Here is a 26,811-nt window from a genome sequence, read left to right as displayed (position 1 = left end):
GGGGCGCCATCGGCGCCCCGGCCCTCCCACCAATATTCCGCTCTCCCCTCCACCAACATCCCGCTCTCAATGTCGACAGTCTGGAAGAACATGAAACGCACCTTGGCTCCCGAGCAACTCGAGGAGGTCATTCCGTCTGACGCGGAAGAGATCCTGCACCACGGTCACGTCCCCCCGGGCTGGAGCGGTGCCGTCTGGCTCGACAAGGTCCTTGAATGGACCGTGGGCGCGGCGATCCTCGCCGAGCTCGTCGTCATCCTTCTGAACATCATGGTCAGGCTCATCACCGGTGACTCTGTGCTCTGGACGCAGGAAGTGTCGGAGATTGCGCTCCTGACCATTGCCTTTATCGGCGGAGCCATCGCCTATCCCAAGGGTGCGCACATGTCGGTGCAGGCCCTGATCATGCGCCTGCCCGCTGCGTGGAAGCCCTATCTGGCCGCCCTGGTCGACTGGCTCGTCTTCGTCATGAGCGCAGGGGCTTTTGCCCTCTTCGTGCCGACCCTGGCCCAGCAGATCGAGGAAAAGACGCCCATCCTGCAGCTGCCCGTGTTCTGGGTTTCCCTGCCATTCTCCTGCGGCATGGTCCTTATCGCGTGGTTCGCGCTCATCAAGCTCTGGCGCCAGGAACGCCGGCCCGTCCTGGCCGCCGCCGGGATCGCCGCGGCAATGGTCGCTGTCGTCATGCTCGCCCCGCCGCTGTTCTACTACGCATCACCGAACGTCCTCCTCGGCGTGGTGCTCGCGGTCCTGTTCCTGCTGCTCTTCCTGGGCCTCCCGATCGCCTTCGTCCTGGCCCTCGCATCCGGAATCTACCTCTACCTCGGCGGCATTTCCGATGTCAGCGCCATCCCGATCGGCATGGCCTCCGGAGCCAAGGGATTCGTGCTGCTGGCGATCCCATTCTTCATCCTCGCCGGAACGGTCATGAACTCTGCAGGCCTCACCCTGCCACTGGCCAAGCTCGTCGACGCCCTCATCGGCCACCTGCGCGGCGGCCTGCTGCAGGTGGTTGTGGTCACCATGTACATCTTCTCCGGCATCTCCGGCTCCAAAGTCGCCGACGTCGCGGCCGTCGGCACCACCATGCGCGGCATGCTCGAAGAACGCAAATACCCGCGCGGCGAGGTGGTCGCTGTCCTGTCGGCCTCGGCCATCATGGGCGAAACAATCCCGCCCAGCATCGTGCTGCTCATCCTCGGATCCATCACCACCATCTCGACCACCACGCTCTTCCTGGCCGGCTTCGTTCCGGCGGCGTTCCTCGCCCTCGTCGTCATGGCCCTCGTCTTCCTGCGGGCCCGGAAGCAGGGCGGAGTCGCCAGCCCCAAGGCCACGTGGCGGGTACGCGGTTCAGCAACGTTCTTCGCCTTGCCCACCCTCCTGCTGCCGGTCGGCATGGTGGTGGGCATCCTCAGCGGCTTCGCGACGCCGACGGAGGTCTCCTCCGTGGCCGTGGCCTACGCCTTCGTGCTCGCCGCCGCCTACCGGCGGGGCAGCAAGAAGCTGCTCGGCGACACCCTGCGCGAAACGACGACGACGGCGGGCATGGTCCTCTTCATCATCGCCGCCGCCTCGCCCCTGGCCCAGACCCTCGCCCTCGCCGGCGTCTCGCAGCAGATCCACGACCTCATGTCCGGACTCGGGGATTCTCCGCTCCTGTTCATGCTGTTCACGATCGTCCTGCTCATCATCATGGGCCAGCTCCTCGAGGGCCTCCCCGCCGTGCTCATCTTTGCCCCGCTGCTGCTGCCGATCGCCATCGACTTCGGCGTAAACCCGGTGCAATACGCCATGGTGCTCATCATCTCCATGGGCATCGGCTCCTTCGCACCCCCGGCCGGCGTCGGCTTCTACGTAGCCTGTGCAACCGCCCGCGAAACCGTGGAAAACAGCCTGAAGCACTTCTGGCCCTACCTGGTGGCAGTCTTTATCGGACTCCTGGTACTGGCCGCGGTTCCGTGGTTCAGCACCTTCCTCCCCGCCCTCGCCGGGCTCATCCCCTTCTAACCAGGAGACAGTCAACAATGGACATTTCGTCTGCGGGCCTGCCCGCGTCCGTAGCACTGCTGGGAACAGGGCCCATGGGCGCCCCGATTGCCCGGAACATCATCGCCTCGGGCGTGCCGCTGACCCTATGGAACCGCACGGCGCACAAGGCGGACGCCATCGCCGGAGGACGGGTGGCCGCCTCCCCAGCAGAAGCGGCCAGCGAGGTCGTGCTGACAGTGCTGCCGGACCTTCCGGACGTGGAGCGGCTCCTGGTCGGTGCCGAAGGGCTCCTGGCCGGGTGGAAGGCGGCCGGGATTGGCCACCCCGTGCTAGTCATTCACGGCACAGTGTCGCCCGTCGCCGTCGCGGCCTTTGCCGCCGAGTGCCAGCGGGACCACGGGGTGACAGTCGTTGATGCGCCGCTGAGCGGCGGTACAATCGGCGCCGAGGAAGGCCGGCTGAGCACCATGGTGGGCGGACCCCGCCACGTGGTGGAGCAACTCGAACCGCTCTTCCGGCTGTACAGCGCCACGGTCGCCTGGTTCGGGGGCACCGGTGCGGGTTCGACAGTGAAGGCCTGCAACCAGATCGTCGTCGCCGCCACCGTCACCGCGCTGTCAGAGGCCATGGCGCTCGCCGCGGCCTCCGGGCTGGACCTCGAACAGGTCCAGTCAGTCCTTGCGGGTGGGCTGGCGAACTCGGAGGTGCTCCGGCAAAAGGGACAGCGGTGGATTGACGCCGACTTCGAAGGCGGCGGATCTGCCAAGAATCAGCTCAAAGACCTCGGATTCATTACCGAACTCGCAACGCAGGCCGGTCTGACGTTGCCCGTGGCCGGCAGCCTCCTGGCTGCGTTTCAGGCGATGGTCTCCGCTGGCCGCGGCGATCTGGACCACACCGGCATCTACCTCGGGATCCGCGGCTGATCCGACCGCACGCTTCGGCTCCGCGAGTGCGCACTTCGCGGCAATGTTGGTGAACAACACTGCCGTGAAGTGCCCACTCGGCGGGATGCCGCGGATGCCGATGGCGCGGAGACCGGGCCAGCCGTGTCCCCGAACCCTCAGCGCCCCCTTAGCGACGCCGCGGCCGGAACGCCGGGCGGGAATTCGGGCAGCGCCCCTGCGGGCGTGTGGAAGATCCACAACGAGAGCGCACGGTGGACGGCCCAGTCGTCGTTGGATGCCCGCAGGGACGCGATTTGGGTTCCATCCGGTTGCTCTGTGGTCCGGATGACCTGCAGCCGGACCGGAGCGGCCCCCGGCAGCCGAAGCATGACCTCTCCCGAGGCCGGCAGCGTTCCGTGCGGGAACCGGACTGCCGCTCCGCCAACCGAAACGTCCAGCAGTTCGCCGCGGACCCCCTCGGCTTCCACCGGGGCGGCCACCTCGATCCGGTAGGCGTTGCGGCGGGACGTGGCGAACTCGGCGGCCCGGATCCTGCGCGTCCCAAGCACCAGGACGACGCCGGCGAGCACCAGCCACGCACCGGACGCCACCGTGGAACCGGGCGTCGTACGCCAAGGCACCAACCCGGCCAGCCCGGCCGCCGCGTACAGAATCACCGCGGTGATAAGGACAACCATCACGATCAGGATGCGCGGCGTTCGGCCCCGGAGCCGGAGGTCGGCGGCGCCCTTGGGCGTCACCTGGAACTCCAGGATGTTCCGGGACATGAGCCACCAGAGGCACGCGAGGCCAACCGGGACGCGGAAGATCCGCAGGGCGAAGGCCGTGGGCCAGTGGATTTCGTTGCGCATCAGTTGCTTGGAGCCCCACAGGCGCACGGTGAACATGACCAGGAAGACCCCGGTGAAAAGCAGCGGGCCGGCGGTGGACGTCTGCGCCCCGGACAGCATGATCACCACCGGAATCAGGAAGGCCACCAGCGTGGCGATGCCCTCCAGCCACCACAGCGTGCCGTTGAGGTACTCGTGGTAATTCCGCCATGACAGCCAGCCCTTCGCCGCCCACAGCTTCTCGTGGACGAGGATCTGCATGGCACCCATGCCCCACCGCCGGCGCTGCAGCAGGTACTGGTCCGGCGTCGCCGGCGCGAGCCCGACGGCGAGCGTCTGGTGGTGGTAGACGGTCCGCCAGCCGCGCCGGATGAGTTTGAGCGTAGTGTGCATGTCCTCGGTGATGGTCTCCGTTGCCACGCCGCCCACCTCCTCCAGGGCGCTCAGGCGCAACAACGACGTCGACCCGCACCAGAACGGTCCGGCGCCGGGAACGTTGCGGGACGCCATGAGGACGTTGAAGAAGGTGCCCTGCTCACCCGTGATGCCGTCGTCGTCGAACGCGCCGCCGTTGTAGAACGACTGCGGGCCCTGGATCAGGGCGATCTCGGGGTCATCGAACCAGCCCAGCGTGGCGGTGAGGAACGTGGGCAGCGGGACGTGGTCGCAGTCCAGGACGGCGATGATGTCGATGCCCGGGCCGCCTGCGGCCTTTTCCGCCGCCATCAGGCCCAGGGCGTGGTTCATGTTGCCAGCCTTGGCGTGGTCATGGACGGCACGGCGGACGTACCGGGCGCCATAGGCGATGCACATTTCTTCGACCCAGGGCCGGTCGCCGTCGTCGAGGACCCACGTCTCGTGCGCCGGGGCCAGCTCGCAGGCCGCCGCGACAGTGGGGGTCAGGACCTCGATGGGCTCGTTGTAGGTGGGGATCAGCACCGCCACCCGCATGCCGTTCGGAGCCTCCGTCACGGGCGCCGGCGGATGGCTGTCAATGTTCCACACCGACCACGCCTTCAGGATGAGGCCGGCCAGCGGCAAGGCCTCGAAAGTGACAAGGATCCAGGCGATGGCCAGGTTCCATTCACCGGACGGCATCGTAAACAGGACACGCCACGTCAGGTACATGACCAGGGCTGCGATGGCCGCGATACCGCCCACATGGGCCAGCCGCCGGGACCGGGGTGCTTCCGGTCCGGGAGGTCCCAGCCGGGCGGCCCAGCCGGCGATCCCGGCACGGGTCAGGGCTGTGGCGTCAAGCGGTACGGGCCGCGGCCCAGCTGAAGATTTTCCAGTCGGCAGTCTTTGAACCGATACGTTCTCGGCGCGCTCATGCAGATCTTCACGCAGATTCTCTCGAGGCACGTGATCTCCCTCAGCTAGATCCGGTGCTCAATGTCCAATCAGCGTAGCCGCGACGGGGCACCCGTGACCGGATCCGCCGGAATCCTTGCGCAAAAACTGCGTATGGGGTGCGCTGCGTCCTACTGCCCTGTGTTGTAGTGGACGGCGGTTCTAGTGGACGGCGGCGTTTTCCGTCTCCTCGGGCCCGACGAAGTTGCACGAGCCGGGGTGGCGCGCGGGCAGCGTGCACGTTCGCCCGGTGGGCAGGTGGACGTTGGCGCACCGTCCCGCCATGGCCACGTCTTCGCGGACATGCGTGACGTGCGTGCTGCTCTGATCCTCTGGCGCTTCCTCGCGGCTGGTTTGTAGGGGGCTTCCGGACGCACTCTGGTTTTGGCTGTTCACGGCTGCAACTCCTCGAGATCTGCTGTGCAGAAGGGATGGGAAGGATGCTTAGTTTTATCCGAAGTCCCCAGCCTCGCACGGGTGGGTTAACACCGGGTTACGGGAGTGTAAGGATCCCGTCTCGGCGAGGAGGCGGGGTGCAATTGTCGCGGTTCGCCGCCGCAAGGACCTTTTGCCGCCCCCGGCTGTTCCCCATACTGGAAGGCAGATCCGCGATTCCGGCAGGCGAGGACGGTGGTGGCTGATGAGCAGCGGAGTAAATGGTTCCAACAGCGCGTTCCGGCGCAGGGTGGAGCGGGCCGCGGAACTCCGGGCCGTGCGGGCCTCGGGCAGCACCGCCCAGGAGAACGGCGAGCTCAACGCCGCCGAGGAAGAGCTCCGGCAAAAGCGCGCCAAGATCGACGACGCCGCCAAGGCCGAATACCTGATCCGGGACGCCATGGCGCAGGGCAAGTTCGACAATCTCAAGTACGCCGGCAAACCCATTCCCGGGCTGGGCGAGGCGTACGACCCCGACTGGTGGGTCAAGGGCCTGATCCAGCGGGAGAACATTTCCGGCCTGGGCCCGAAGGCGATCCTGCTCCGCACCGAGGACGCCGGGCTCGACGCGCGGCTCGATGCCCAGTTCAGTGAGAAGCAGGTCCGCGAGATCGTGGAGGACTTCAACTCCCGGATCATCGATGCCCGACGGCAGCTTCAGGGCGGACCGCCCGTGATCACCAAAACGCGCGACGTCGACGTCGAACTGGACCGCTGGCGGGGCCGCCGGGCCGCCGCGGCCGCCGTCGCTCCTCCGGAGCCGGAGCCGAAGCGTCCCTGGTGGCGGCGGCTCTGGAACGGGACCGGTTAGGCGCCGCCGAACTTAAGCCCATCGTCGACGCCGGTCATATTGGCGACGTCGAACTCCTTCGGCTCATTACCCGGGGCCGGCCCTTCGCCGCTGCAACAGAGAGAACATCCAGGAGATATCAATGTCTGAACAGGAACCTGTGCTGGTGGTCGGTGCAACGGGATCGCTCGGTGGGCCGGTCGTCGACCGGCTTCTTTCCCGGGGCAAGAAGGTGCGGGCGCTTGTCCGCCCGAGCTCGGACGCGGGCAAACTCGAAGCCAAGGGCGTCGAGATAGCCCGGGGCGATATGCTCGACCTCGATTCGCTCGTCGCCGCGATGTCTGGCACCGCCGCGGTCATCTCGACGGCGGCCGGGTATACCGGGAAGAACAAGAACGCCCACGAGATCGACACACGTGGCAACGCCAATCTCGCCATCGCCGCCAGCAAGGCCGGGGTGTCGCGCTTCGTGCTCACCAGCATCCTCACGAGCGACCAGACGCCCAATGTGCCGCATTTCTGGCACAAGAAGCTCGCCGAGGACAAACTCGAAGAACTCGGTGTCCCGTTCGTCGCCCTGCGTCCCGGAGCATTTTTCGATCAGATCGCCCAGATGGGCGGTGACCCGTTCGAGAAAGGCCGGATCGTCTGGCTCGGCTCCAAAAACGTCCCGCTGACATTCGTTATCGTCAGCGACGTCGCGACTTATCTCGCGGAGGCCGTTGACGCGGACATCGCCGACGGGGAACGCATTGATCTCGGCTGGAGCCGTCCGATCAGCATGCAGGAGGGCGCTGATCTGGTGTCGCGGCTGGCGAACAAGAAAATTAGGGTCGTGTCCGTTCCCGCCGGACTGCTCCGGGCTGCAGGCAAGGTTGCGGGAAAGTCCGCCCCGCTCATGAAAGACATGGGAGCCATGGCGGCCTGGTTCGATACCGGACGTTACGTGGCCAAGACGAGCCGCCAGGCCGAACTCTTCGGTCCCGCGCCAACTCCGGAAGACGCCGTCGCGCGCTTCGCTGCGCGGCTAGGCCATGGACGGGCGCAGTCCTAATGCGTGCGGCGGTGTCGGCCGAGTCCGGGCGCCCGTCGTCAGCCCGTGCGCCGCTGCGCCTGGCCGCCACGCTGGCGTTTGCCGGCTTCGCGCTGTCCGTGGTCGCCGGGCTGCTCCATGCCGACACGGCCAGCGCCAACAACCACCCGGAGACCTTTACGGAGTATGCCCGCAGCAGCATCTGGACGGCCGTCCACCTCGCCCAGTTCGCCGGCATGGCTCTTCTGATCGCCGGGCTGCTGGTCCTGCTGGTGGTCCTGAAAGGACCGGACGGGACCATGACCTGGACGGCCCGCTTCGGCGCTGTGGCTGCCGTCGCGGCACTGGCGCTGTATGCCGCGCTTCAGGCTGTCGACGGCGTCGCACTCAAGCACGCCGTGGACGCCTGGTTTGCGGCTCCGGAGCCGGAGAGGGCTGCGCGGTTTGCGACGGCCGAGGGCATCCGGTGGCTGGAGTGGGGGATGCGCAGCTACCAAAGCTTCGTGCTGGGCGCAGCCCTCATCCTGACCGGGGCCGTGGTCGTCGGTGCCCGCCGCATTTCCCGGCTGATCGGCTACGTCATGGCGCTTTCCGGGCTCGCCTACCTCGCGCAGGGCTGGATCATCGGGGCCGAAGGCTTCTCCCCGGCCAACACCATTCCCACGCTCTCGGGGATCGTCCTGATTCTGGTGTGGTCCGTGTGGCTGCTGGTGAGCGCCTGGCTCGGAAAGGATTCGCCGGACCGTGACAGGAGACGCGGCTGACGGGCCTCGCCCCGGCCGAATTCGCCGGAAAGCTGCGAGCCCGCCGGAAAAGTCCGGCGACCTCGAAGGCTTCCGGCGACTTCGAGCGGCGAAGGTGGCGTGGGGGAGGAGGCGTTAGTCGGCTTCAGCCTCCGGCGGAGCCCTGGTCGGCGTCGAACCCTGCCAGGAGGCGCCGGGAGGCCGTGTCCATGTGGGAGCGCATGGCTGCCGTCACGGCGGCCTCATCGCGTGATTCCAGGGCGCGGAAGATCTCCCGGTGCTCGGCAAGGGCCGATGCCGCGTGCCCTTCGTCCGTCAGAGCGCGGTCAACCCAGATGCGCAGCAGCGACCGGATGCTCTGGAGCAGTTCCTGCAGGACCTGGTTGCCGGAGGCTGCGGCGATTTCGCGGTGGAAGGCGGCGTCGGCCTCCACGAAGGTCGCCAGATCCTCGAGGCTGTGCTCCATCGTGGCCAGATTGGCGCGCATCCGGTCCAGGGCGTCGTCGGCAATCCGCTGCGCCGCCAACTGGCCGGCCTGTACCTCGAGCCCGCCGCGCAATTCCACCAGTTCGCGCGTGCGCGGGGCGCCCAGCATGAGGCCCCAGCTCAGCGTGCGGGGGAGGAGCTCGGAAATGCCGTCTCGAAGGTACGTTCCGGAACCCGGCCGGACAATGACGATCCCAAGGATCTCCAGCGCCGCGAGAGCTTCGCGGACGGCGGAGCGTCCGACCCCCAGCGAGGCGGCGAGTTGGCGCTCGGCCGGCAGGCGGGTTCCCACGGCAATTTCACCGCTCGTGAAGTAGCCCAAGAGACGTTCCGCGACTTCGGACACAACAGAGCCCTGCTCCATAGAACCGAGCGCAGCACTGATTTTTGCCGTCGAAGCGGCGGAATTAACGGACACCTTCCCAGCGTAACAACCAGGACAGGCACAGCCGCGCAGGCTTTATCCTCAGAAATAAACAAGTCAACCGGTTGACCAATTTGGCTCCAGCGCTTTATGGTTTTAATCACACGCTTAGTAGCGGCCCCGCCAGCTTTCCCGAACTAGGCACTGAGACATCCCAAGGCATCCATCGCAGGCCGCCGCTGGGAGACCAACATCTAGGAGTCAATGTGGACACCACACAATCGGTGGTCGAAAGATCTGCAATCAAGAAGGTGGCATACCGGCTGGTGCCGTTCGTCGCTTTGATGTTCTTTATCAACTACCTGGACCGGACGGCTATCGCCTTTGCAGGCCCCAACGGCATGAACGCCGATCTGGGCCTCTCGGCGGCCCAGTTCGGCTTCGCATCCGGGGTCTTCTTCATCGGCTACATCCTGCTGGAAGTTCCCAGCAACCTCGCCCTGCACAGGTTCGGAGCCCGCCGCTGGCTCTCCCGCATCATGGTCAGCTGGGGCATCGTCTCCCTGCTGTTTGTCTGGGTCAGCAGCGTGGAGGGGCTCTATATTCTGCGCTTCGCCCTGGGTGTGGCCGAAGCCGGCTTCTTTCCCGGCGCCATCCTCTTCCTGAGCCTGTGGGTCCCTTCCCGTCACCGCAGCAAGATCCTGGCCCTGTTCTACTTGGCCCAGCCGCTGACCACGGTCGTTGGTGCACCGCTTGCCGGTTGGCTCATTCAGCAGGAGGGCCTCTTCGGCCTCGAGGGCTGGCGCGTGATGTACCTCGGCGTATCGGTTCCGGCCATCGTCGTCGGCATCATCGCCTGGTTCTACCTCGCCGATTCCCCGGCCAAGGCCAAGTGGCTTAATCCGGACGAAAAGACGTGGCTGACCAACGCCCTGGAGACGGAAAAGAAGGAAACAACGGCGAGCCACAAGCACGTCAGCGTCCGCACTGTCTTCTCCAACGGCAGGGTCTGGATGCTGTCCGCCATCTACTTCGGCTTCATCTACGGCCTCTATGCGTTGGCGTTCTTCCTGCCCACCATCATCGCCGGCTTCGAAAGCCAATACGGCACGAAGTTCGATGTGCTCCAAAAGGGCCTCATCACGGCCATCCCGTACGTGTTCGCGGCCTTTGCCCTGTACTTCTGGTCCAAGGACGCCACGAAGCGCGGCGTCAAGACCTGGCACATCGCCTTGCCCGCCCTCATCGGCGGCCTGAGCGTCCCGCTGGCCCTGTTTGCCGGCTCGCCGGCCGCGACCATCGCCGTCATCACCGTCACGGCCATGGCCATCTTTGCCGCACTGCCCAACTTCTGGACCGTTCCCACCCAGTTCCTCACCGGAGCGGCTGCCGCAGCCGGCATCGCCCTGATCAATACCGTGGGAAACCTGGCCGGCTTCAGCGCCGGCTTCGTTACCGGCTGGCTCAAGGACTGGACCGGCAGCTACACCGTCCCCATGTTCGTCGTCGGCGGCCTCATGCTCCTGTCCGCCGTCCTCATGGTCGTGCTGGGCCGCTCCGGCAAGATCAGCGAAGGCGTACCCGCTGAAGCCCTTGATCCCACGGGGGCCGGACACCACGCCGAACCGTAACAGACCCGGGGGCGTCCCCCTCACCCGGGGACGTCCCCGCACCAATCCGCGCCGGCCGGCGCATGCAGGCCCGCCCGCCGCGGCCAGCCGGCATCCCAAGAACCACTTCCCTCAGCCAGCCCTATATTTTCCGGGAGACACCGCATGACCCGCCTGTTCAATGAACCTTCAGCCTTCGCTGACGAGATGATCGAGGGCTTTGTTGCCTCCCACGGCCGCTGGGTGAAGCGTGTTTCCGGGGGTGTTGTCCGCAACACGCGCAGCAAGCCCGGCAGTGTTGCCCTGGTCATTGGCGGCGGGTCGGGCCACTACCCGGCGTTTGCCGGGCTTGTGGGCCAGGGCCTGGCGCACGGCGCGGCGATGGGCAACCTGTTCGCCTCCCCGTCCGCCCAGCAGGTCTTCAACGTGGCTAAGGCTGCGAACAACGGCGGCGGCGTGCTGCTGGGCTACGGCAACTATGCCGGGGATGTCCTGCACTTCACCCAGGCCCAGGACCGGCTCCGCAAGGAAGGCATCGACTGCCGCAGCATCGCGGTGACGGATGATATCTCCTCCGCCCCGCTCGCCGAGCGGACCAAACGCCGCGGGATCGCCGGTGACCTGACGGTCTTCAAGGTCGCTGCCGCGGCCGCGGAGGCCGGGTACTCCCTGGACGCCACCGTGGAGATCGCCCAGCGCGCGAATGACCGCACCCGTTCCTTCGGTGTTGCCTTCACCGGCTGCACCCTGCCGGGCGCGGACCGCCCGCTGTTCTCCGTCCCGGACGGCCGGATGGCCGTCGGGATGGGCATCCACGGCGAGCCCGGCATCGCGGAAACGGATGTCCCGACGGCGAACGGACTCGCCGAACTGCTGGTCAGCAGCCTGCTGGCGGAGGTTCCCGACGGCGTCGAGGCAAAGGGTGCGCGCGTCGTGCCCATCCTCAACGGCCTGGGCAGCGTCAAATACGAGGAACTCTTCGTGGTCTACCGCCGGGTGGCCCAGCTGCTGGCCGAGGCCGGCCTGGAAGCCGTGGACCCGCAGGTGGGCGAGCTGGTCACCAGCTTCGACATGGCCGGAACCTCCCTGACCCTGTTCTGGCTGGACGAGCAACTCGAAACTCTCTGGCATGCCCCCGCCGACGCCCCGGCCTTCCGCCGCGGCGCCGTCACCGCGGAAGCCCTGGAGGCCGGCGACGGAGGTACAGACAACAGCGAACTGGCCGACGCCGTGACCGCCATCCCGGACGCCACCGAAGAGTCCCGCTATGGGGCCCTCCGGGTCCTGGCCGCGCTCGGCGCCGCCAAGGACGTGGTGGACGCCAACGCCGAGGAACTCGGCCGGATCGATGCGATCGCCGGCGACGGTGACCACGGCATCGGCATGGAACGCGGAGTGGGCGCGGCCGTCAAGGCGGCCACGGACGCTGTCTCCCGCGGCGCGGGAGCCGCGACCACCCTCTACATTGCCGGTGATGCCTGGGCCGACAAGGCCGGCGGCACCTCCGGTGCGCTGTGGGGCATGGCCCTGCGGGCCGTCGGTGACGCGATCGGGGACAGCAACGCTCCCGACGCCGCTGCCGTCGCCGCCGGCGTGGCCGGCGCGGCCGCCGCGATCATGGACTTCGGCAAGGCCAAGCCCGGGGACAAGACCCTGGTGGACGTCCTGGTCCCGTTCCGAGACGCGCTCTCCGAGGGCGTGTCCGCCGGCAAGTCGCTCGGCGAGGCCTGGGGCACCGCAGCCGGCGTGGCCGAGCAGGCGGCCGAAGACACCGCCCAGCTGCTGCCGCTGATGGGACGTGCGCGCCCGCACGCCGAGAAGAGCCTCGGGACCCCGGACGCGGGCGCGGTGTCCATGGCGCTGATCGTACGAGCCATTCACAACACGCTCATCGAGCGGACAAACATTAAGGAGAACGCATGAGCGCCAAACTGCGCCTGGTCATCGGAGCCGACGACGCCGGATTCGACTACAAAGAGGCACTGAAGGCCGACCTCGAGGCATCCGAGCTCGTCGAGTCGGTTACCGACGTGGGCGTGGATGCCACCAGCCACACCCCCTACCCGTCGGTGGCCATCGCGGCCGCCGAACTCATCGCCGCCGGCAAGGCCGACCGTGCACTGCTGGTCTGCGGCACAGGACTGGGCGTCGCGATCGCCGCGAACAAGGTCCCCGGGATCCGCGCCGTCACCGCGCACGACAGCTTCTCCGTGGAGCGTTCGATCCTGAGCAACAACGCACAGGTCCTGACCTTCGGCCAGCGCGTCGTCGGCCTGGAACTCGCCCGCCGGCTCGCCAGGGAATGGCTCACCTACACGTTCGACGAAACCTCCGCCTCGGCAGAAAAAGTCACACTGATTAAGGACTATGAGGGTGTCACTTCCTGCTAAGACCGCGACAAAACCGAAGGCCATCATCGGCGTCAGCCTGAAGATGTACTTTGGCTACCAGCGCACGCTGGACTACTGCCGCGAAGTGGCCACCATCGCGTTCGCGCACCCGGCGGTCCAGAACGGCGAGATCGAACTGTTCGTCCTGCCCACCCTGCCGGTACTGCCCGAAGCGGCCCGCATCCTCGGGACCGCAGGGGCAGCCACAGGCGCCCAGGACATCTTCTGGGAAGACGAGGGCGCCTACACCGGCGAAATCGGCGGCAAGATTGTTGCTGAACTCGGCGGCCGCTACGCCGAAGTGGGCCACGCGGAACGTCGCCGGATCTTCGGCGAGGACGACGACGTGATCGGGCTCAAGACCGCCGCGGCCTACCGCAACGGCCTCACCCCGGTCCTGTGCGTCGGCGAACCCGTCCGTGGCACGGCCGCGGACGCCGTGAAGCACTGCATCCGGGAAGTTGAGGGCGTTTTGAACCGGGCGGCAAGCCTGGGCCCCGCCAGGCGGACGATTGTGGCCTACGAACCGCAATGGGCCATCGGCGCACCGGAACCGGCCAGCCCGGAGTACATCAGCGCCGTCAGCGCCGGACTGGACGCGCACCTGCGCACCCTGCCCGGCCAGGCCGACAGCCGGGTCATCTACGGCGGCAGCGCCGGCCCCGGCCTGATCAGCCAGCTGGACACCGCCGTCGCCGGGCTGTTCCTGGGCCGCTTCGCCCACGATCCCAAGGCACTCAAGACCATCCTGGACGAGGCCGCCGCACGGCAGGGCCTGCTGTCCGGGACGGCGGCAGCATGAGCACCACCGGCCACGGCTCCCGGACCCGATCTGGTTCAGGAATTGGATTGAGCAGCTACGCGTTCTTCTGGCAGCTCTCGGAAAAGGTCTCGGAGCCGCTTAACCTCCACCAGGCGCTGCAGCGCACCGCGGACCTGGGCGTGGACCTGTTCCAGATCTGCGACTACGCGCCGCTCGAAACCATGAGCGACGCCGAACTCAAAGACGTCAGGGCCACCGCGGACTCGCTGGGCATCGCGCTGGAACTGGGCACCAAGGGCATCCGCCCGGAACACCTCCGGAAGTTCCTCGGGATTGCCGGGATCCTGGGCGCGCCGTTGCTGCGGACCATGTTCAACGTCCCGGGCCACACCCCCTCCGTGGAGGAGGCCGTGGCAATCTTCGCCGAGGTCCTGCCCGAATTCGAGGCCGCAGGGGTGAAGATCGCGGTGGAGACCTACGAACAGGTTCCCACCGCCAGGATTCTGGAGGTCATCCGCCGGGTGAACAGCCCCTCGCTGGGCATCTGCAGCGACCCCGCGAACACGGTAGCGGCGCTGGAGTCCCCGCGCGAGGTGATTGACGCCGTCGCGCCCTATGTCCTCAACATGCACATCAAAGACTTTGCGTTCAGCCGCAAGGAGGGGTGGGTCGGGTTCACGTACTCCGGCGCTCCCCTCGGCGAAGGCCTTCTGGACTATGACTACATGGCCGGAAAGCTGCAGCCCAAAGAAAGAAACATCAACCAAATTGTCGAGCACTGGCTGCCGTGGCAGGACTCCGAAGACGAGACCATCCGCCGCGAAAACCAGTGGACCCAGCAAAGCCTCGATTTCCTAAGGAGCAAGTGAAATGTCAGCAGAACAATTGACCGTCGCCGTCATCGGGGCCGGAGGCAAAATGGGGCTGCGTGTTTCAGCCAACCTCCAGAAGAGCGCCCACACCGTCTTCTACAGCGAGAACTCGCCTGCCGGCCAGGAGCGCGTCCGCGCTGAAGGCCGCGAGATCAGCACCACCGAGGACGCCATCAAGGACGCCGACGTCGTGATCCTCGCCGTCCCGGACACCGTCCTGGGCGTCGTGTCCCACGGCGTGGTCCCGCAGATGAAGTCCGGCGCCATCCTGCTCACCCTCGACCCGGCCGCGGCCTACGCCGGCCTGCTGGCCAAGCGCGAGGACGTCGTCCAGGCCGTCGCGCACCCCTGCCACCCGTCGGTCTTCCTGGAGCGCACCACCAAGGAAGAATGGGCCGACACCTTCGGCGGCCAGGGCGCCCCGCAGAACGTGGTTGCCGCGATCGACGAGGACGCCACCGAAGCCGCCCGCGCCGCCGCCGAGGCCACCATCAAGGTCATCTACGCCCCCGTGATCGACGTCCACTGGGTCACCGTCAAGCAGCTCGCCATCCTCGAGCCCACCCTCGTGGAGACGGTTGCCTGCATGATCGGCACCCTGCTCAAGGAAGCCCTGCACGAGACCGTGCACACCGCCGGCGTCCCCGAGGAAGCCGCCAAGGCCATGCTGTTCGGGCACGTCCAGATCGCCCTGACCAACGCCCTCCGCGGTTCCAACCCGTTCTCGGAGGCCTGCGAGATCGCCATCCAGTACGGCAAGGACACCATCATCAAGGACGACTGGAAGAAGATCTTCGACGACTCTGAGCTCGACTTCGTGATCGCCAAGATGCTCAAGCTCGACGCCGCCGTCCAGCGCTGACCACCCACCCCGGCCGAATTCGCCGGAAAGCTGCGAGCCCGCCGGAAAAGTCCGGCGACCTCGCGGGCTTCCGGCGATTTCGCGCGCCCGGACCAGGATGGGACAGCGGGTCCTGGAGCGGGTCCTGGGCCGGGGCAGGACCCGGTCAGATGGTGCGCGACGCCTTGGCCAGGTTCTCGGTGAGCTCGGCCGCGTTCTGCCGGATCACGTAGGCCGGGCGGTCCCGTTCCGCGCGCCAGCTTTCGGAGACCGGGCCCATATTGACGGTGTCGAAGCCGAATTCGTCATAGAGCCTGGCCACAAGCTCAGCCGCTTCCGGGAAGTCGCTCGCCGTGGCCAGGGCACGGCGGTTGGGGGTGCCGGCCGGCGTACCGTCCGTGGTGATCTGGCTGGACATGATGTGGTTGAAAGCCTTGGCCACCTTGGACTGGGGAAGGTGCTCCTGCAGCAGGCCGGACGTGGTGGCCTCGCCGGCATCCAAAGCCGGGATATGCCCGTCGCGTTCCCAGTAGTAGTTGTTGGTGTCGAGGACGATCTTGCCCGCCAACGGCTCCACGGGGACGTCCGGGAGGCTCCTGAGCGGCACGGCGACGACGGCGAAGTCGCCGGCTGCCGCCGCCTCGGCCGGCGTTGCCGCCCGGGCCCTGGGCCCCAGTTCCGCGACGAGGTCCGCCAGGGTTTCCGGCCCGCGCGAGTTGCTGATCACGACGTCGTAGCCGAGCTCCACGGCCTTGCGGGCGATCTGGCCGCCGATGTGTCCTGCACCGATGATTCCGATTGTTGTCATGCCGGGGCAACACCCGGGCAGGCGAGGATATTTCGCCGGTTACGGACTGTGTGCCCGCGAACCGTCGGGGCCCCGCGGGGCAGGCGGGTCCAATTCGCCGTAAGCCTGCGGGCTCGCCGGAAAGTTCCGGCGAGCCCGGAGGCTTCCGGCGAATTCGCGGCAAGGGAGCCTAGGGCCCAGAGAGCCCAGGGAGGCTAGGTCGTGGGGCCCGGTTCGTCGTCGAGGTCCGGGCCTTCTGCCGCGTCCTGGGAATGGGCCCGGTCGTCGAAGGGCTCAGCCGTTGCATCACCCTCGGCGGGGGTCTCGCTGTGGTGGCGCTCCGGCGCCTGTGAGTCGTTGCTCATGTCCGCTCCTTAGCTGCTCCTGCGGTGGATTGCCGGCTATTTGAACATCTAGCGCCCGCTGCGAGAAGGCTGTCAAGGGCCCCCGGATCCCGGGGATTCAGAAGGGCGCCCGGCCGCCGGGACGGCTGGAATCCCGTTTGTTTTCCTTGCGGGGGCGCAGGGCATAGTCGCGGGACCGTTTGCTGGAGAGCGCCAGAAGCAGCAGGATGTCCAGGGTCAGGCCGGGGAGATTGGACGCCAGGGTGATGTCCGGGCCGCCGTTGAAAACATCGATTGCCTGGATGCAGATGGCGGCCGTGCTCAGTGCCATGGCCACCGTCCGGGCCCAGTTTCGGCCGAGGAACACAAACCACGCCAGCAGGATCTCGGCCAGGGCAAAGAGCAGGACAACCACCGTTGCGGCGCTGACGGCCAATTCCGCCTGGGCCTCGGTGACCGCCGGACCGGCCACGGGCTGCATCAGCGAGCCGACGTGCGCGTCCTTGAAGAGCACCAGGGACAGGGCCAGCAGCGCGGCCGCCGCCGCACGGGCACCGACGAAGAGCGCCCCGACAATCGTGGTCGAAGGACGCCTGGTGCGGCTCCCGGCCGGGGGCGTGACGGACACCGGCGGCGCCGCGGCGGTCTGCCGGAGATCGACGATCGGGAGATTGCCGTCGGTGGTGATGGTGTCGCCCCCGCCGTTGCGCGCGTGATAGCCGGTGGAAAAATCACGGATCACCCGGAGCCTGGCCGCGGGATCGGCTTCGATAATGGCGCCGACCACATGGTCGCGTTCGGCGTCGGTGTTCTCATCGATCTTGTGGGTGATCTGCAGGGTAAACAAGGACAGCCCGACGCTGCGGTCATACGTGCCGGCCGCCAACCAGTCGACGGCCAGCCCGCCCGGCAGCAGCCAGCCTGGCGGGCAACGCCAGAAACGGACGTGGTGCCGCTTGCCCGGGGTGCCGTCGACTTCCTCCTGGTAGGCAAAATCCTGCTGGCGGCCGAACAGGAACAGCGGACTGACCGGGGCCTCGAGATAGCTGCGCCGCAGGAGGGTGGAGGAGACGATCCGCCGGCTGCTGGCAAGGGTTACGTCATCGGCCAGCGTCCAGCCCGCGGACCGCATCACGCCATGGACCTGCGGTTCCGATCCCAGCAGGGCAATGTTCACGGGATCGCCCAGCAGCCCGTCGCTGGTGCGCGCCCGGCCGATGAAGTAGTCCGGAACGTAGAGCCGGGTCAGGATCCGGTGCAACCGGGGGAGCACCAGATAGGCGAGCAGGGCCCAGAACATGAAGAGGAACCAGACCTGCGCCCAGCCCCATTCGAAGCTCAACTGCACCAGCAACGCGGTCAGCCACACAGCCGCAACGCCGCCGACCACGAAGAACACGGTGTCCAGCACCGAGTACGGCACCGCGTCCGCGGGGGCTGTGACCTCAACCGCTGCCTTGGTCATGGCCGTCATACTACGCCCGTCATCAACAGTGGGCTGGCTCGAAAGATGAATCTTCTGGCCCCAAGGTGGAGCGCGGCCGGATGTGACCGGCCGGGGACCGACGCCGTGGATAGGGTGACAGCATGGAACCACTACTGAAAGTTTTGCGGCATTGGGGCGCCCCCGCGGCGGCCGTTCTCTTCTTCACGCTGTGGTGCGTGGCCGAGGCCGGGCGGATGGGCCCGGGCCTGCACACCTGGGAGGGGACGTGGCCGCTGATCCTCATGACGGCGGCGGTTGCCTGCGCCGCCTGGAAGCCCTACGCGTCGCTCGGATGCACGGCAGGGCTGCTCGCGGGCCAACTGGGGTACGCCATTCCCGCGATGCACTCCAACCACTGGGCCATCTACGTCGGGGCGTTCGTGGCCCTGGCCTTCATCCAATGGACGGCCCGCCGGAGGACACGCTTCATCGCGGCGGCCGCCAACGTGGTGTTCGCCGGCGCCATGACCTTCCTGATGCTGTCCTGGCGCTACGGCAACGGCGTCGGCTGGTTCCGGCCGCTGTTCATGGGCGACCGGTGGATGCTCCAGGACTACGGCTGGCAACTCTTTTCGCTGCTGCTGGTGATCGCGGCGGCCTGCGCCGCCGCCGGACTTCTGCTGGCGATGTACCAGGAACGCGGCAGCCTGTTCCGGGCCAGGGCCATCGCCCAGACCAGCCTCAGGGAAGCCGAGGTGGACCTGATCGTGGAGCAGGAACGGACCCGGATCGGCCGGGACCTGCACGACGTCCTGGCCCACTCACTGGCCGTGATCGCGGCGCAGGCGGATGGCACCCGCTACCTGAGCAAGGACCAGCCGAGGGCCGTGTTGAACGCCCTGGAGAACATCGCGACCTCGGCCCGGAGCGCCCTGGTGGACGCGCAGCGCGTCATCGAGGGCGTGCACGACGACGGCATGGTCACGCCCCAGCCCCGGCTCAGCGACGTGGGTCCCCTCGTGGCGCGCATGCAGGGCAGCCTTGAGATCGAACAAAGCGAGTCCGGCACGCCCGCCGAGCTCTCCGCCGGGCAGCAGCTCGCCGTCTTCCGGATCATCCAGGAATGCCTGACCAACGCCCTGAAACACGGCGGCCGCGGCACCGCGGTGCGGCTGCACCTGGACTGGAGCGGCCCGGGGCTGACCCTGCACGCGGCATCCGGGATCCCGGAGACCACAGGCAGGGACAGCCCGGACCCCACCACCGAAAAGCGGGTGGGCCGCGGCCTCGCCGGGATGCGGGAACGCGCCCACCTCGCAGGAGGCTGGATGACGTCCGGCCCGGATGGCGAGCAGTACCGGGTGACCGTCTTTATCCCCTACGGCACAAGGAGCGCCGACGCCGACGCTGCCGACGCCGCCGCCAGCGCGGCCCCCGGCGCGGAGCCGGACCTGGTTCCCGCGGGAAGCCCTGCAGCGCGCCCGGGAATGCCGCTGGCGGAAGCCGGCGACCGTGGCTGATGCCGGGGCGGCCATTACCGTGGCGATCGTCGATGACCAGGCGCTGTTCCGTGCGGGAATCCGGATGCTGGTGGAGAGCCAGCCGGACATGGCGATGGCCTGGGAAGCCGGCGACGGCGCGCAGGCGGCGGTATCCGCCGTCGGACGGTGCCCCGACGTGATGCTCATGGATCTGCGCATGCCGGTCCTGGACGGCGTCGGCGCCACCCGGCGAATCGTGCGTGAGGCGGAGGCCGCGGGTACCGGCGCGCCGAAGATCATCGCCCTGACCACGTTCAACCGGGACCAGGCGGTGGTCGACGCCGTGCACGCCGGGGCCAGCGGCTACCTGCTCAAGAGCGCCGAACCGGAGTTCCTGCTCGCCGCGATCCGGACCGTGTATGCCGGGTACTCCGTGATTGCGCCGGGATCAGTGCAGGATTTGTTCCAGCATGCCGCCCGGACCGTGCCGGCCGGGGGACCGGATCTGTCCGTGCTGGAAGTACTCTCTGCCCGGGAAAGGGACGTGTTCCTGCTCGCGGCCAAGGGGCTGGCCAACGGTGAGATCGCCGGAAGCCTGTTCGTTTCGGAGGCGACCGTCAAGACACACCTCAGGAGTGTGCTGGGCAAGCTGGGCCTCGGGACCCGGCTCCAGCTGGTGGCCTTCGCCTATGAGCGCCGGCTGCTGGGCTGAGACCCACGGCTGAGATCCACGGCTGAGACCCCCGGCTGAGGCCGGCAGCTTGGCCCCCGGCTGAGACCTGCCGGGAACCTCTACCGACGTCCGCCATTGGCAAGGCCGGATAGCTCACGCCAAAGCGTCAGAAGCTCACCGTCTGGGTCAGGTATCCGTAGTACTGCCCCCCGACGGGGTGGATGGGATCGCCGTCGAAGCCGTAGTCATGGTGCCGCTTCGAGTACGACTTTGTCAGCTCCAGGTACTGCTTCATGACGTGCTCGGCTGAGCCCGTACAGGCCTTCTGGCTGATGCACAGGGCCACGGATCCAGCCACGGCAGGGCTGGCGAAGCTGGTGCCGTTGCTGACGTTGTACCCGCCGGGCCAGGTGGAGAGCATGCAGACTCCGGGGCCGGCGACCGTGTGGGCCTTGTCCTCGCTCGTGGTGGCGAAGTTGGAGAAGAATGCCTGCTGGTCATCCTTTTGCCCGTACTTCGAAAAGTCGTCCGGGCCGCAGACGGCGGCGGCATCCCCGCCGGACTTTCCGTCGAAGTCGCCCATGGCGGTGGCGGTCAGCACCTGGTCGTACGTGGCCGGGACCGTGTTGGCGAAGTCCTCACCGGCGTTGCCGGCCGCGACGGCGTAGGTGACGCCGGCCCGGACCGAGCGGCAGATGGCGTAGTGCATCGGGTCCGTGCCCTTGCCGCAGTTGGACGTGTCCGGGGCGCCGCCGGCGATGCTGATGTTGGCCACGGCGATGTCGTTGCTGTCGTCGTCATCCTTGTGCGTCGACGTCACCCAGTCAATCGCGCAGATCAGCATCTCCTCGGAGATCAGGCCGGAGTCGTCAACCACGCGGACGGACCACAGCGGGGTGCCCGGGGCGGTCCCAATGACGCCTTGGCTGTTGTTCCGGGCGCCGATCACACCGGCGACGAACGTCCCGTGCCCCATGACATCAACGGGGGTCACGTCCACGGGCGAGCCGGACTGGCAGTCAACGCCGCCTTTGACGTTCAGGTCCGGGTGGGTCGCGTCGATGCCGCTGTCGATCACGGCGACGTTGACATTGATCCGGCTTGGGCCCTTGTCGAGGGCCTTACGGACGTCGGAACTGGTTCCGGCGATCCGCTTCCGCCAAAACGGCGTCTCCTGCGTGGCCGAGGTCCCAGGCTCCTGCGGATTCTGGAAGGTCCGGCCCGCAGTAACGAAGTCGACGTTCGGGTCGGCCTGGACGCGTTGCGCCTGGGCCGCCGTCAGGTTGGCAGAGTAGCCCTTCACGGCATTGCGGTAGACCTTCGACGTCGCAAATCCGTAGGCGCTTTGCTGGGCGGCCGCCGCCGCTCCGGCGTCCACGACGCCGTCCTTGAGCACCACGATGTAGTTTTGCGCCGGGCCGCCGGCGTTCGAAGGAGCTGCCGCCACCAGGCCGCCGCCAGCCACCAGGGCAAAGGCCGCCAGCGAGGCCAGCCCGCGCCTGAACCAAGCTGTGTCCGGTCTGGGAAGGGAGCTGCGCCGGCGTCTGCGCGGGGTCCGCGCCACCGATGTTAGCTTCGGTTTTGATGCCTTGCGGCTGGCTTGGCTGAACATCGTGGCCTCCCATTAAGCGAGTTCGCTAATTCGAGTGCCCCCCGCCCATATCTTAAGCCTCCGGCCGCGTCTTACACCCGGGCCCTTTGGAAAAACTTGTGCCGGACCCGGCGGTCGCCTCAGACGAGGCTGTCCTCCTTTGCACGTGCGGATGCGTTTTCCGGTGCCCGGCCGGCCGCGTGCGCCGACGTCGCGGCGTGGGTCGACGTCGCGGCGTGCGCCGCGCCGACGTGGTGGCCGAACGGGTTGAACCGGCTGAAGCCCAGTTCGGCGAAGGCATATGCGGTCTCGGCGTGTTCGGACCGGTCCACGCCGGCGAGTTCATCCTCGCGGCTGACCCGGAAGCCCAGCGTCTTGTGGATGGCCAGTCCGATCACCGCGGTCCCGAGGCCGGACACCGCCACGGTGATGAGGACGGCCACGGCCTGCGCGATGACCTGGTGGAGCCCGCCGCCGTAGAACAGCCCGCCGCCGGCACCGTCCACCGGCAGGGCAATGAAACCGAGCGCGAGGGTGCCGATCAGGCCGCCGCCGAGGTGGACGCCGACGACGTCGAGCGAGTCATCGAAGCCAAACTTGAATTTCAGGTCCACGAACACCGCGCAGGCGGCACCGGCCACGAAGCCCAGGCCCAGCGCGGCGAGGGGGCTGATGTTGGCGCACGAGGGCGTGATAGCCACCAGGCCGGCCACGGCGCCGGACGCCGCGCCCAAAGAGGTGTGGTGGCCGTGGCGGACCTTCTCCGTCACCAGCCAGCTGATCATGGCCGCGGCGGGGGCGGCCAGGGTGTTCACCCAGATCAGGCCGGCCTGCTCCACGGTGGTGGCGGCGCCGGCGTTGAAGCCGAACCAGCCGAACCACAGGATGCCCGCGCCGAGCATGATGAAGGGGATGTTGTGGGGGCGGTGGCCGGGGTCCTTGCCGAAGCCGTGCCGGTTGCCCAGGATCAGGACCAGGACCAGGGCTGCGGTTCCGGACGCGATTTCCACCACGGTGCCGCCGGCGAAGTCGATGACCTGGCCGAACACGGCACTCACGGCGCCGCCGGCACTCATGAGGCCGCCGCCCCAGACCATGAAGGCCAGCGGGCAGTACACGAGGGTGATCCAGATGGGGACGAAGAGGGCCCAGGAGGTGAATTTCGCGCGGTCGGCGATGGCGCCGCTGATGAGGGCCACGGTGAGGATGGCGAATGTGGCGCTGTAGCCGGCCTTGATCAGGTCCGGCGATCCGATGAGGCTGCTCAGGCCGAAGCTCGCGAACGGGTTGCCGAACACGCCGAGGACGCCCTGCCCGGTGCTCATCGAGTAGCCCCAGAGGACCCACACCACCCCGACGATCCCGACCGAGACGAAGCTCATCATCATCATGTTGAGCGAGGCCTTGGCCCGGGTCATGCCGCCGTAAAACAGGCCCAGGGCCGGGGTCATCAGCAGAACCATCGCCGCCGACACAATCATCCAGACGCTTCCAGCAGTGAGCTCCACCGGCGGGTCCCTTCTCGTCAGTCTTCCGTACCGGGACACGTCGCCGCCGGCCCCCCGATCCGGATTTAATCCTCGCGGAGCCATGTTTCCGGCAGTGGGGCGGAAAGTTGCGGGCACGTTACGGGAATCGCGACGGCGTGAAGTTCGCGTGACCGGCATGTTTCAGGAATGTAAACGGAGCCTCATGTGCCTGGCGGGCTGTCGAGCGGAATCTCCAGGCAGCGGCCGGCCGCGTTCCAGCTGCCCAACGTGCCCAGTTGACCGCTCAGCCGCTGCATCCGGGCGGCAATATCGGGCGCCGACCCGCGGGCCAGGCGGGCCTGAAATCCGGCGATGATCGTCGGATGCAGCCGGAGCGTCCGTGGTGCGCCGGCGTCGGTCTCGAGCATGAACACGAAGGACTGGTCGTTGCGCTCGACGGGGTCCACCGCGTAATCGTCAATGAAATCCCCGGCGCTGTAGATGATGGGGCGGTTCCGGTGGATGCCGACGCCGCGGAATATGTGCGGCGAATGGCCGAACACGACGTCGGCCCCGGCCTCGATGAGGTCCCGGGCAAGGTCCTGATGCCCGGCCGGGACCTCGTAGCCCCAGTTCCCGCCCCAATGGGCCGACACGATGAGGACCTGGACGCGGGCCTTGGTCCTGGCGACCAGTTCCAGGAGGCCGTCCCGCCGGGCCCGGCGGCGCCGGCCGCCGTCGGTCGCGGGAACGGCGGTCAAGGGAACATCGTCCACCGGGACGTAGTAGACTCCGGGAGCCGCGGGGCCGGCCTCCCAGCCGGGCTCGTTGTCCGTGAAGGCAATGAATCCGACGGCGACGGCGCCCACGCGCCACACGGCCGGGCGGCGGGCCGCCTCCAGGTCCGGGCCGGCCCCGGCATGGAAGATGCCGCAGCCGTCCAGCGCCGGCAGCATCTCAGCGAACGCGGCCTGGCCGAAATCCAGGACGTGGTTGTTGGCCAGCGAGACGGCGTCAATCCCGGCGGCCAGGAGGCTGGCGACGTTCTTCGGGTCCGAGCGGAAATGGAAGATCTTGCCGGGCTCGGGCTCGCCGCCGGCCGCCAGGACACACTCGAGGTTGGCGATGCGAACATCCGCCTGCTTCAGGAGCTCCAGAGTGTCGCCCCACGGGTAGGCAGGCCGGGCCGTTGCCAGGTGCCGGTTCACCAGCCGGCCCAGCATGACGTCTCCCAGCAGCGCGATCCGCATGGCCTGCCTGCCTACTTCCCAGCCTGTCAGGTCAGGGCCGAGGGCTAGCTTTGGTAGCCCTCGACCTCGCTGACCGGCCGCACCTCCGCCTCGTCCGGGTTCTCGCCATAGTCCTTTTTCGCGCGCCGCTGGCGGAGCAGGTCCCAGCACTGATCCAGCTGTTCTTCCACCTGCTGCAGCCGGAGAATGTCCGGGGCTCCGCTCCCTTGCTCACCAGGCTGGGTTGAGCCTTCGCGGAGGCCGTGTTCCTCCTCCACCAGGGCCTTGATGCGCTCCAGGATGTCTTGGTTGTCCACGGTGTCCTCTTTTCGTCCGACGGCGGCGGGCCGCCTTCTCTTCCCCCGGGTTCCCTTCCAGCCTACGGAGGGGACGGCGCGGTGAACAGGGCAGCCCCGAGTGCGGGCGGGACGGCGCTGGCCGGTGCCTGCGGCCTAGCCCAGGAGCTCGTCCGGGTAGCACCAGCGCCAGTCCTCGCCCGGCTCGGCGCTGCGCATTACGGGGTGGCCGCTGAGCTGGAAGTGCTTGTACGCGTGGGTTCCCGGTGAGGAATCGCAGCAGGCCACGTTGCCGCACTGCAGGCACATCCGCAGATGCACCGTCGTCGTCCCCTCCCGTTCGCACGCCTCACAGAAGGGCCCGGGCGGGACGACGAGATCCGGGGCGGATTCCAGGTGCGGACAGACTCCGCGGGGCCGGGCGATTCCCTCACCGCCGCTGCCGCCGTCCGCGTCCGGTTCCTCCAGTGCGGCGTCCAGCATGGACTCTTCGACGTCGAGGCGGTCAAGGACGTTGACCAGGACCTCGTGCGCGTACCCGCCGCCGCGCCGCAGCTCGAGGACTTTGGTGCGTTCGGCGTCCAGCATGGCCAGCCGGAGTTGGGCGTACCGCTGGCTGGGGGTGGCGGCTTCGGCGGACGGGCGGCCCAGCCGCTCCCATGCGGCCAGCCCGCGCTCCTGGGTGCGCCGTTTCAGCATCGCCACGACTTCCGGGGGATCGGCGTCCGAACGCAGTTCCTGGAGCCGCTGCACGCCCGCCGCCGTCGCCAGCTGCATCAGCGAAGCCTCGATAAGCGCGTCCTCGCGCGGGTCCGGCCCCTTCACATCCAGCCACCGGACCAGGACCGGGAGCGTGAAGCCCTGCAGGGTCAGCGTGCCGCCCACCACCACGAGGGCCATCAGGATCAGGACGGACCGGTGCTCCAGCCCTGCCGGCAGGACCAGGACGGCGGCCAGGGTCACCACGCCGCGCATGCCGGCCCAGGACACGATCGCCGGGTACTGCCACGGCGGCGCGGGATCCTTGCGCCGGACCGCGGGAATGAGCCGCGGCAGGTAGGTGGTGGGGAAGACCCAGACCGGACGCAGGACCAGTACGGCGACCAGCACCACGGCACAGCCGAACCAGATCCTTTCCGGCCCCAGCGAATCATCCCGGACGCCCTCGATGATGGTCCGGACCTGCAGCCCGATCAGGAGGAACACAGAGTTCTCCAGCAGGAACTGCACCGTGTGCCAGTTGCTGCGCTGGCTCAGCCGTGCCGCCCCGTTTGGCATGGACGGCGCCTTGGTCCCCATGATCAGCCCGGTAACGACGACGGCCAGGACGCCGGAGGCGTGGATCGCTTCCGCCGGGAGGTAGGCCACGAGCGGGGCGATCAGCGAAGTGGAGGTGTTGATGGCCACGTTGCGGATCCGCTTGCGGAGCGCGGTGAGTACGAAAGCCGCGGCAACCCCCACCACCACGCCCCCGCCGGCCGCCAGGACGAAGCCGCCGGCGATCTCCGCTGCGGAGACAGCTCCGGCGATGGCGGCGATGGCAGCACGCAGGCAGACCAGCGCCGTGGCATCGTTGACCAGCGACTCGCCCTCCAGGATGGTGACAATCCTGCGGGGCATGCCCACCTTTCGCGCAATCGCCGTCGCGGCCACGGCGTCCGGAGGCGCGACGACCGCACCCAGGGCCATGGCGGCCGCCAACGGGATCTCTGGAAACAGCCAGGCGACCACCAGCCCGACGCTGACGGTGCCGAAAATGACGTAGCCCACCGACAGCAGGCCAATGGAGCGGCGGTTGGAACGGAAATCGAACAGCGAGGTCTGCAGCGCCGCAGCGTAGAGCAGCGGCGGCAACAGTCCGACCAGAACGAGTTCGGGGTTCAGCTCGATGGTCGGAACAAACGGGAGGAACGAGCACACGACGCCGGCCAGCACCAGCAGCAGGGGGACGGAGACGTTGATCTTTTGGCCCAGCGCGCTGCCGGCACAGACGATGGCGACGAGGGCCAGTAGCCCGAAAGCGACTTCCATTGGCCCATTCTCTCAGCTTCCCGTCGCTGCCGTCCGCGGCTCCGCAACACATCATCAGCTTGCTTACGACTTGG

At 67.8% G+C, this 26,811-nt stretch carries 24 protein-coding genes; 13 read left to right on the top strand and 11 right to left on the bottom strand.

From position 1 onward, the window contains the following. Positions 1-90: 90 nt before the first annotated feature. Positions 91-2,010: a TRAP transporter large permease gene (locus C560_RS0113500; RefSeq protein WP_026538613.1), complete on the top strand. Its 1,920-nt coding sequence runs from the start codon at positions 91-93 to the stop codon at positions 2,008-2,010. Positions 2,011-2,027: 17 nt separating this feature from the next. Then, positions 2,028-2,918 carry an NAD(P)-dependent oxidoreductase gene (locus C560_RS0113495; RefSeq protein WP_026538612.1) on the top strand — a complete coding sequence of 297 codons (891 nt, stop codon included), beginning with the start codon at positions 2,028-2,030 and terminating at the stop codon, positions 2,916-2,918. Positions 2,919-3,055: 137 nt separating this feature from the next. Here the strand turns inward: C560_RS0113495 and C560_RS22680 are convergent, their stop codons facing one another. Continuing rightward, positions 3,056-4,891 (bottom strand): glycosyltransferase family 2 protein, encoded by a 1,836-nt coding sequence (locus C560_RS22680; RefSeq protein WP_026538611.1) that lies wholly within the window; start codon positions 4,889-4,891, stop codon positions 3,056-3,058. 354 nt (positions 4,892-5,245) lie between these two features. Beyond that, on the bottom strand, positions 5,246-5,479 hold the full coding sequence (locus tag C560_RS23055; protein WP_026266778.1) for a hypothetical protein: 234 nt from the start codon (positions 5,477-5,479) through the stop codon (positions 5,246-5,248). A gap of 244 nt (positions 5,480-5,723) precedes the next feature. Between C560_RS23055 and C560_RS0113480 the strand changes: the two genes are divergently transcribed. The 3 genes from C560_RS0113480 (at position 5,724) to C560_RS0113470 (ending at position 8,105) form a co-directional block, all read left to right on the top strand. After that, on the top strand, positions 5,724-6,329 hold the full coding sequence (locus C560_RS0113480) for a J-domain-containing protein (RefSeq protein WP_026538610.1): 606 nt from the start codon (positions 5,724-5,726) through the stop codon (positions 6,327-6,329). A 121-nt stretch (positions 6,330-6,450) separates the two neighbouring features. Beyond that, complete coding sequence (locus C560_RS0113475; protein WP_026538609.1) at positions 6,451-7,362, top strand: SDR family oxidoreductase; 912 nt, start codon at positions 6,451-6,453, stop codon at positions 7,360-7,362. An 11-nt stretch (positions 7,363-7,373) separates the two neighbouring features. Next, positions 7,374-8,105: a DUF4386 family protein gene (locus tag C560_RS0113470; protein WP_231494350.1), complete on the top strand. Its 732-nt coding sequence runs from the start codon at positions 7,374-7,376 to the stop codon at positions 8,103-8,105. Between the two features lie 124 nt (positions 8,106-8,229). On the opposite strand, the gene C560_RS0113465 is transcribed toward C560_RS0113470, so the two are convergent. Next, the gene (locus C560_RS0113465; protein ID WP_026538607.1) at positions 8,230-8,988 is read right to left on the bottom strand and encodes a FadR/GntR family transcriptional regulator; all 759 of its coding nucleotides are present in this window, start codon (positions 8,986-8,988) and stop codon (positions 8,230-8,232) included. Between the two features lie 212 nt (positions 8,989-9,200). On the opposite strand from C560_RS0113465, the gene C560_RS0113460 reads away from it, so the two are divergent. The 6 genes from C560_RS0113460 (at position 9,201) to C560_RS0113435 (ending at position 15,431) form a co-directional block, all read left to right on the top strand. Further along, positions 9,201-10,565, top strand: a complete 1,365-nt coding sequence (locus tag C560_RS0113460; protein ID WP_026538606.1) for an MFS transporter — start codon at positions 9,201-9,203, stop codon at positions 10,563-10,565. Between the two features lie 144 nt (positions 10,566-10,709). Beyond that, positions 10,710-12,467, top strand: a complete 1,758-nt coding sequence (locus tag C560_RS0113455; RefSeq protein ID WP_026538605.1) for a dihydroxyacetone kinase family protein — start codon at positions 10,710-10,712, stop codon at positions 12,465-12,467. Continuing rightward, complete coding sequence (locus tag C560_RS0113450; protein WP_026538604.1) at positions 12,464-12,934, top strand: ribose-5-phosphate isomerase; 471 nt, start codon at positions 12,464-12,466, stop codon at positions 12,932-12,934. The genes C560_RS0113455 and C560_RS0113450 overlap by 4 nt, the downstream gene beginning before the upstream one ends. Then, complete coding sequence (locus C560_RS0113445; RefSeq protein WP_043423128.1) at positions 12,918-13,736, top strand: triose-phosphate isomerase family protein; 819 nt, start codon at positions 12,918-12,920, stop codon at positions 13,734-13,736. Before C560_RS0113450 ends, C560_RS0113445 begins: the two co-directional genes overlap by 17 nt. Further along, positions 13,733-14,566 carry a sugar phosphate isomerase/epimerase family protein gene (locus C560_RS0113440; protein WP_051533169.1) on the top strand — a complete coding sequence of 278 codons (834 nt, stop codon included), beginning with the start codon at positions 13,733-13,735 and terminating at the stop codon, positions 14,564-14,566. Before C560_RS0113445 ends, C560_RS0113440 begins: the two co-directional genes overlap by 4 nt. Position 14,567: 1 nt before the next feature. Next, the gene (locus C560_RS0113435; RefSeq protein WP_026538601.1) at positions 14,568-15,431 is read left to right on the top strand and encodes a phosphogluconate dehydrogenase C-terminal domain-containing protein; all 864 of its coding nucleotides are present in this window, start codon (positions 14,568-14,570) and stop codon (positions 15,429-15,431) included. Positions 15,432-15,576: 145 nt separating this feature from the next. Here C560_RS0113435 and C560_RS0113430 read toward each other — a convergent pair whose 3' ends face one another. The 3 genes from C560_RS0113430 to C560_RS21855 form a co-directional block, all read right to left on the bottom strand. Continuing rightward, positions 15,577-16,218: an NADPH-dependent F420 reductase gene (locus C560_RS0113430; RefSeq protein WP_026538600.1), complete on the bottom strand. Its 642-nt coding sequence runs from the start codon at positions 16,216-16,218 to the stop codon at positions 15,577-15,579. Between the two features lie 194 nt (positions 16,219-16,412). Beyond that, complete coding sequence (locus C560_RS23620; RefSeq protein WP_197026161.1) at positions 16,413-16,562, bottom strand: hypothetical protein; 150 nt, start codon at positions 16,560-16,562, stop codon at positions 16,413-16,415. A 97-nt stretch (positions 16,563-16,659) separates the two neighbouring features. Continuing rightward, the gene (locus C560_RS21855) at positions 16,660-18,006 is read right to left on the bottom strand and encodes an LssY C-terminal domain-containing protein (RefSeq protein ID WP_051533185.1); all 1,347 of its coding nucleotides are present in this window, start codon (positions 18,004-18,006) and stop codon (positions 16,660-16,662) included. Between the two features lie 122 nt (positions 18,007-18,128). Here C560_RS21855 and C560_RS0113415 point away from each other — a divergent pair, with 122 nt between their 5' ends. Both C560_RS0113415 and C560_RS0113410 read left to right on the top strand, forming a co-directional pair. Next, positions 18,129-19,487, top strand: coding sequence for a sensor histidine kinase (locus tag C560_RS0113415; protein WP_231494349.1), 1,359 nt, complete (start codon positions 18,129-18,131; stop codon positions 19,485-19,487). Beyond that, entirely contained in the window at positions 19,480-20,160 is a 681-nt protein-coding gene (locus C560_RS0113410; RefSeq protein WP_026538598.1) for a response regulator, read from the top strand. Before C560_RS0113415 ends, C560_RS0113410 begins: the two co-directional genes overlap by 8 nt. 127 nt (positions 20,161-20,287) lie before the next feature. On the opposite strand, the gene C560_RS21850 is transcribed toward C560_RS0113410, so the two are convergent. From C560_RS21850 to C560_RS0113385, 5 genes are all read right to left on the bottom strand, one after another. After that, entirely contained in the window at positions 20,288-21,733 is a 1,446-nt protein-coding gene (locus C560_RS21850; RefSeq protein ID WP_231494348.1) for a S8 family peptidase, read from the bottom strand. Positions 21,734-21,852: 119 nt separating this feature from the next. After that, positions 21,853-23,193 carry an ammonium transporter gene (locus C560_RS0113400; protein WP_442853164.1) on the bottom strand — a complete coding sequence of 447 codons (1,341 nt, stop codon included), beginning with the start codon at positions 23,191-23,193 and terminating at the stop codon, positions 21,853-21,855. Positions 23,194-23,402: 209 nt separating this feature from the next. Beyond that, positions 23,403-24,431 carry a CapA family protein gene (locus C560_RS0113395; RefSeq protein ID WP_026538596.1) on the bottom strand — a complete coding sequence of 343 codons (1,029 nt, stop codon included), beginning with the start codon at positions 24,429-24,431 and terminating at the stop codon, positions 23,403-23,405. Between the two features lie 44 nt (positions 24,432-24,475). Continuing rightward, on the bottom strand, positions 24,476-24,727 hold the full coding sequence (locus C560_RS0113390) for a DUF2630 family protein (RefSeq protein ID WP_026538595.1): 252 nt from the start codon (positions 24,725-24,727) through the stop codon (positions 24,476-24,478). Positions 24,728-24,862: 135 nt separating this feature from the next. Further along, complete coding sequence (locus tag C560_RS0113385; protein WP_026538594.1) at positions 24,863-26,737, bottom strand: Na+/H+ antiporter; 1,875 nt, start codon at positions 26,735-26,737, stop codon at positions 24,863-24,865. Between the last annotated feature and the right edge of the window lie 74 nt (positions 26,738-26,811).

This window comes from Arthrobacter sp. 9MFCol3.1 (genome assembly GCF_000620385.1).
GTDB lineage: Bacteria > Actinomycetota > Actinomycetes > Actinomycetales > Micrococcaceae > Arthrobacter.
The sequence above is the reverse complement of the archived record's forward strand: the minus strand, read 5'-3'. Positions and strand labels throughout refer to the sequence as shown.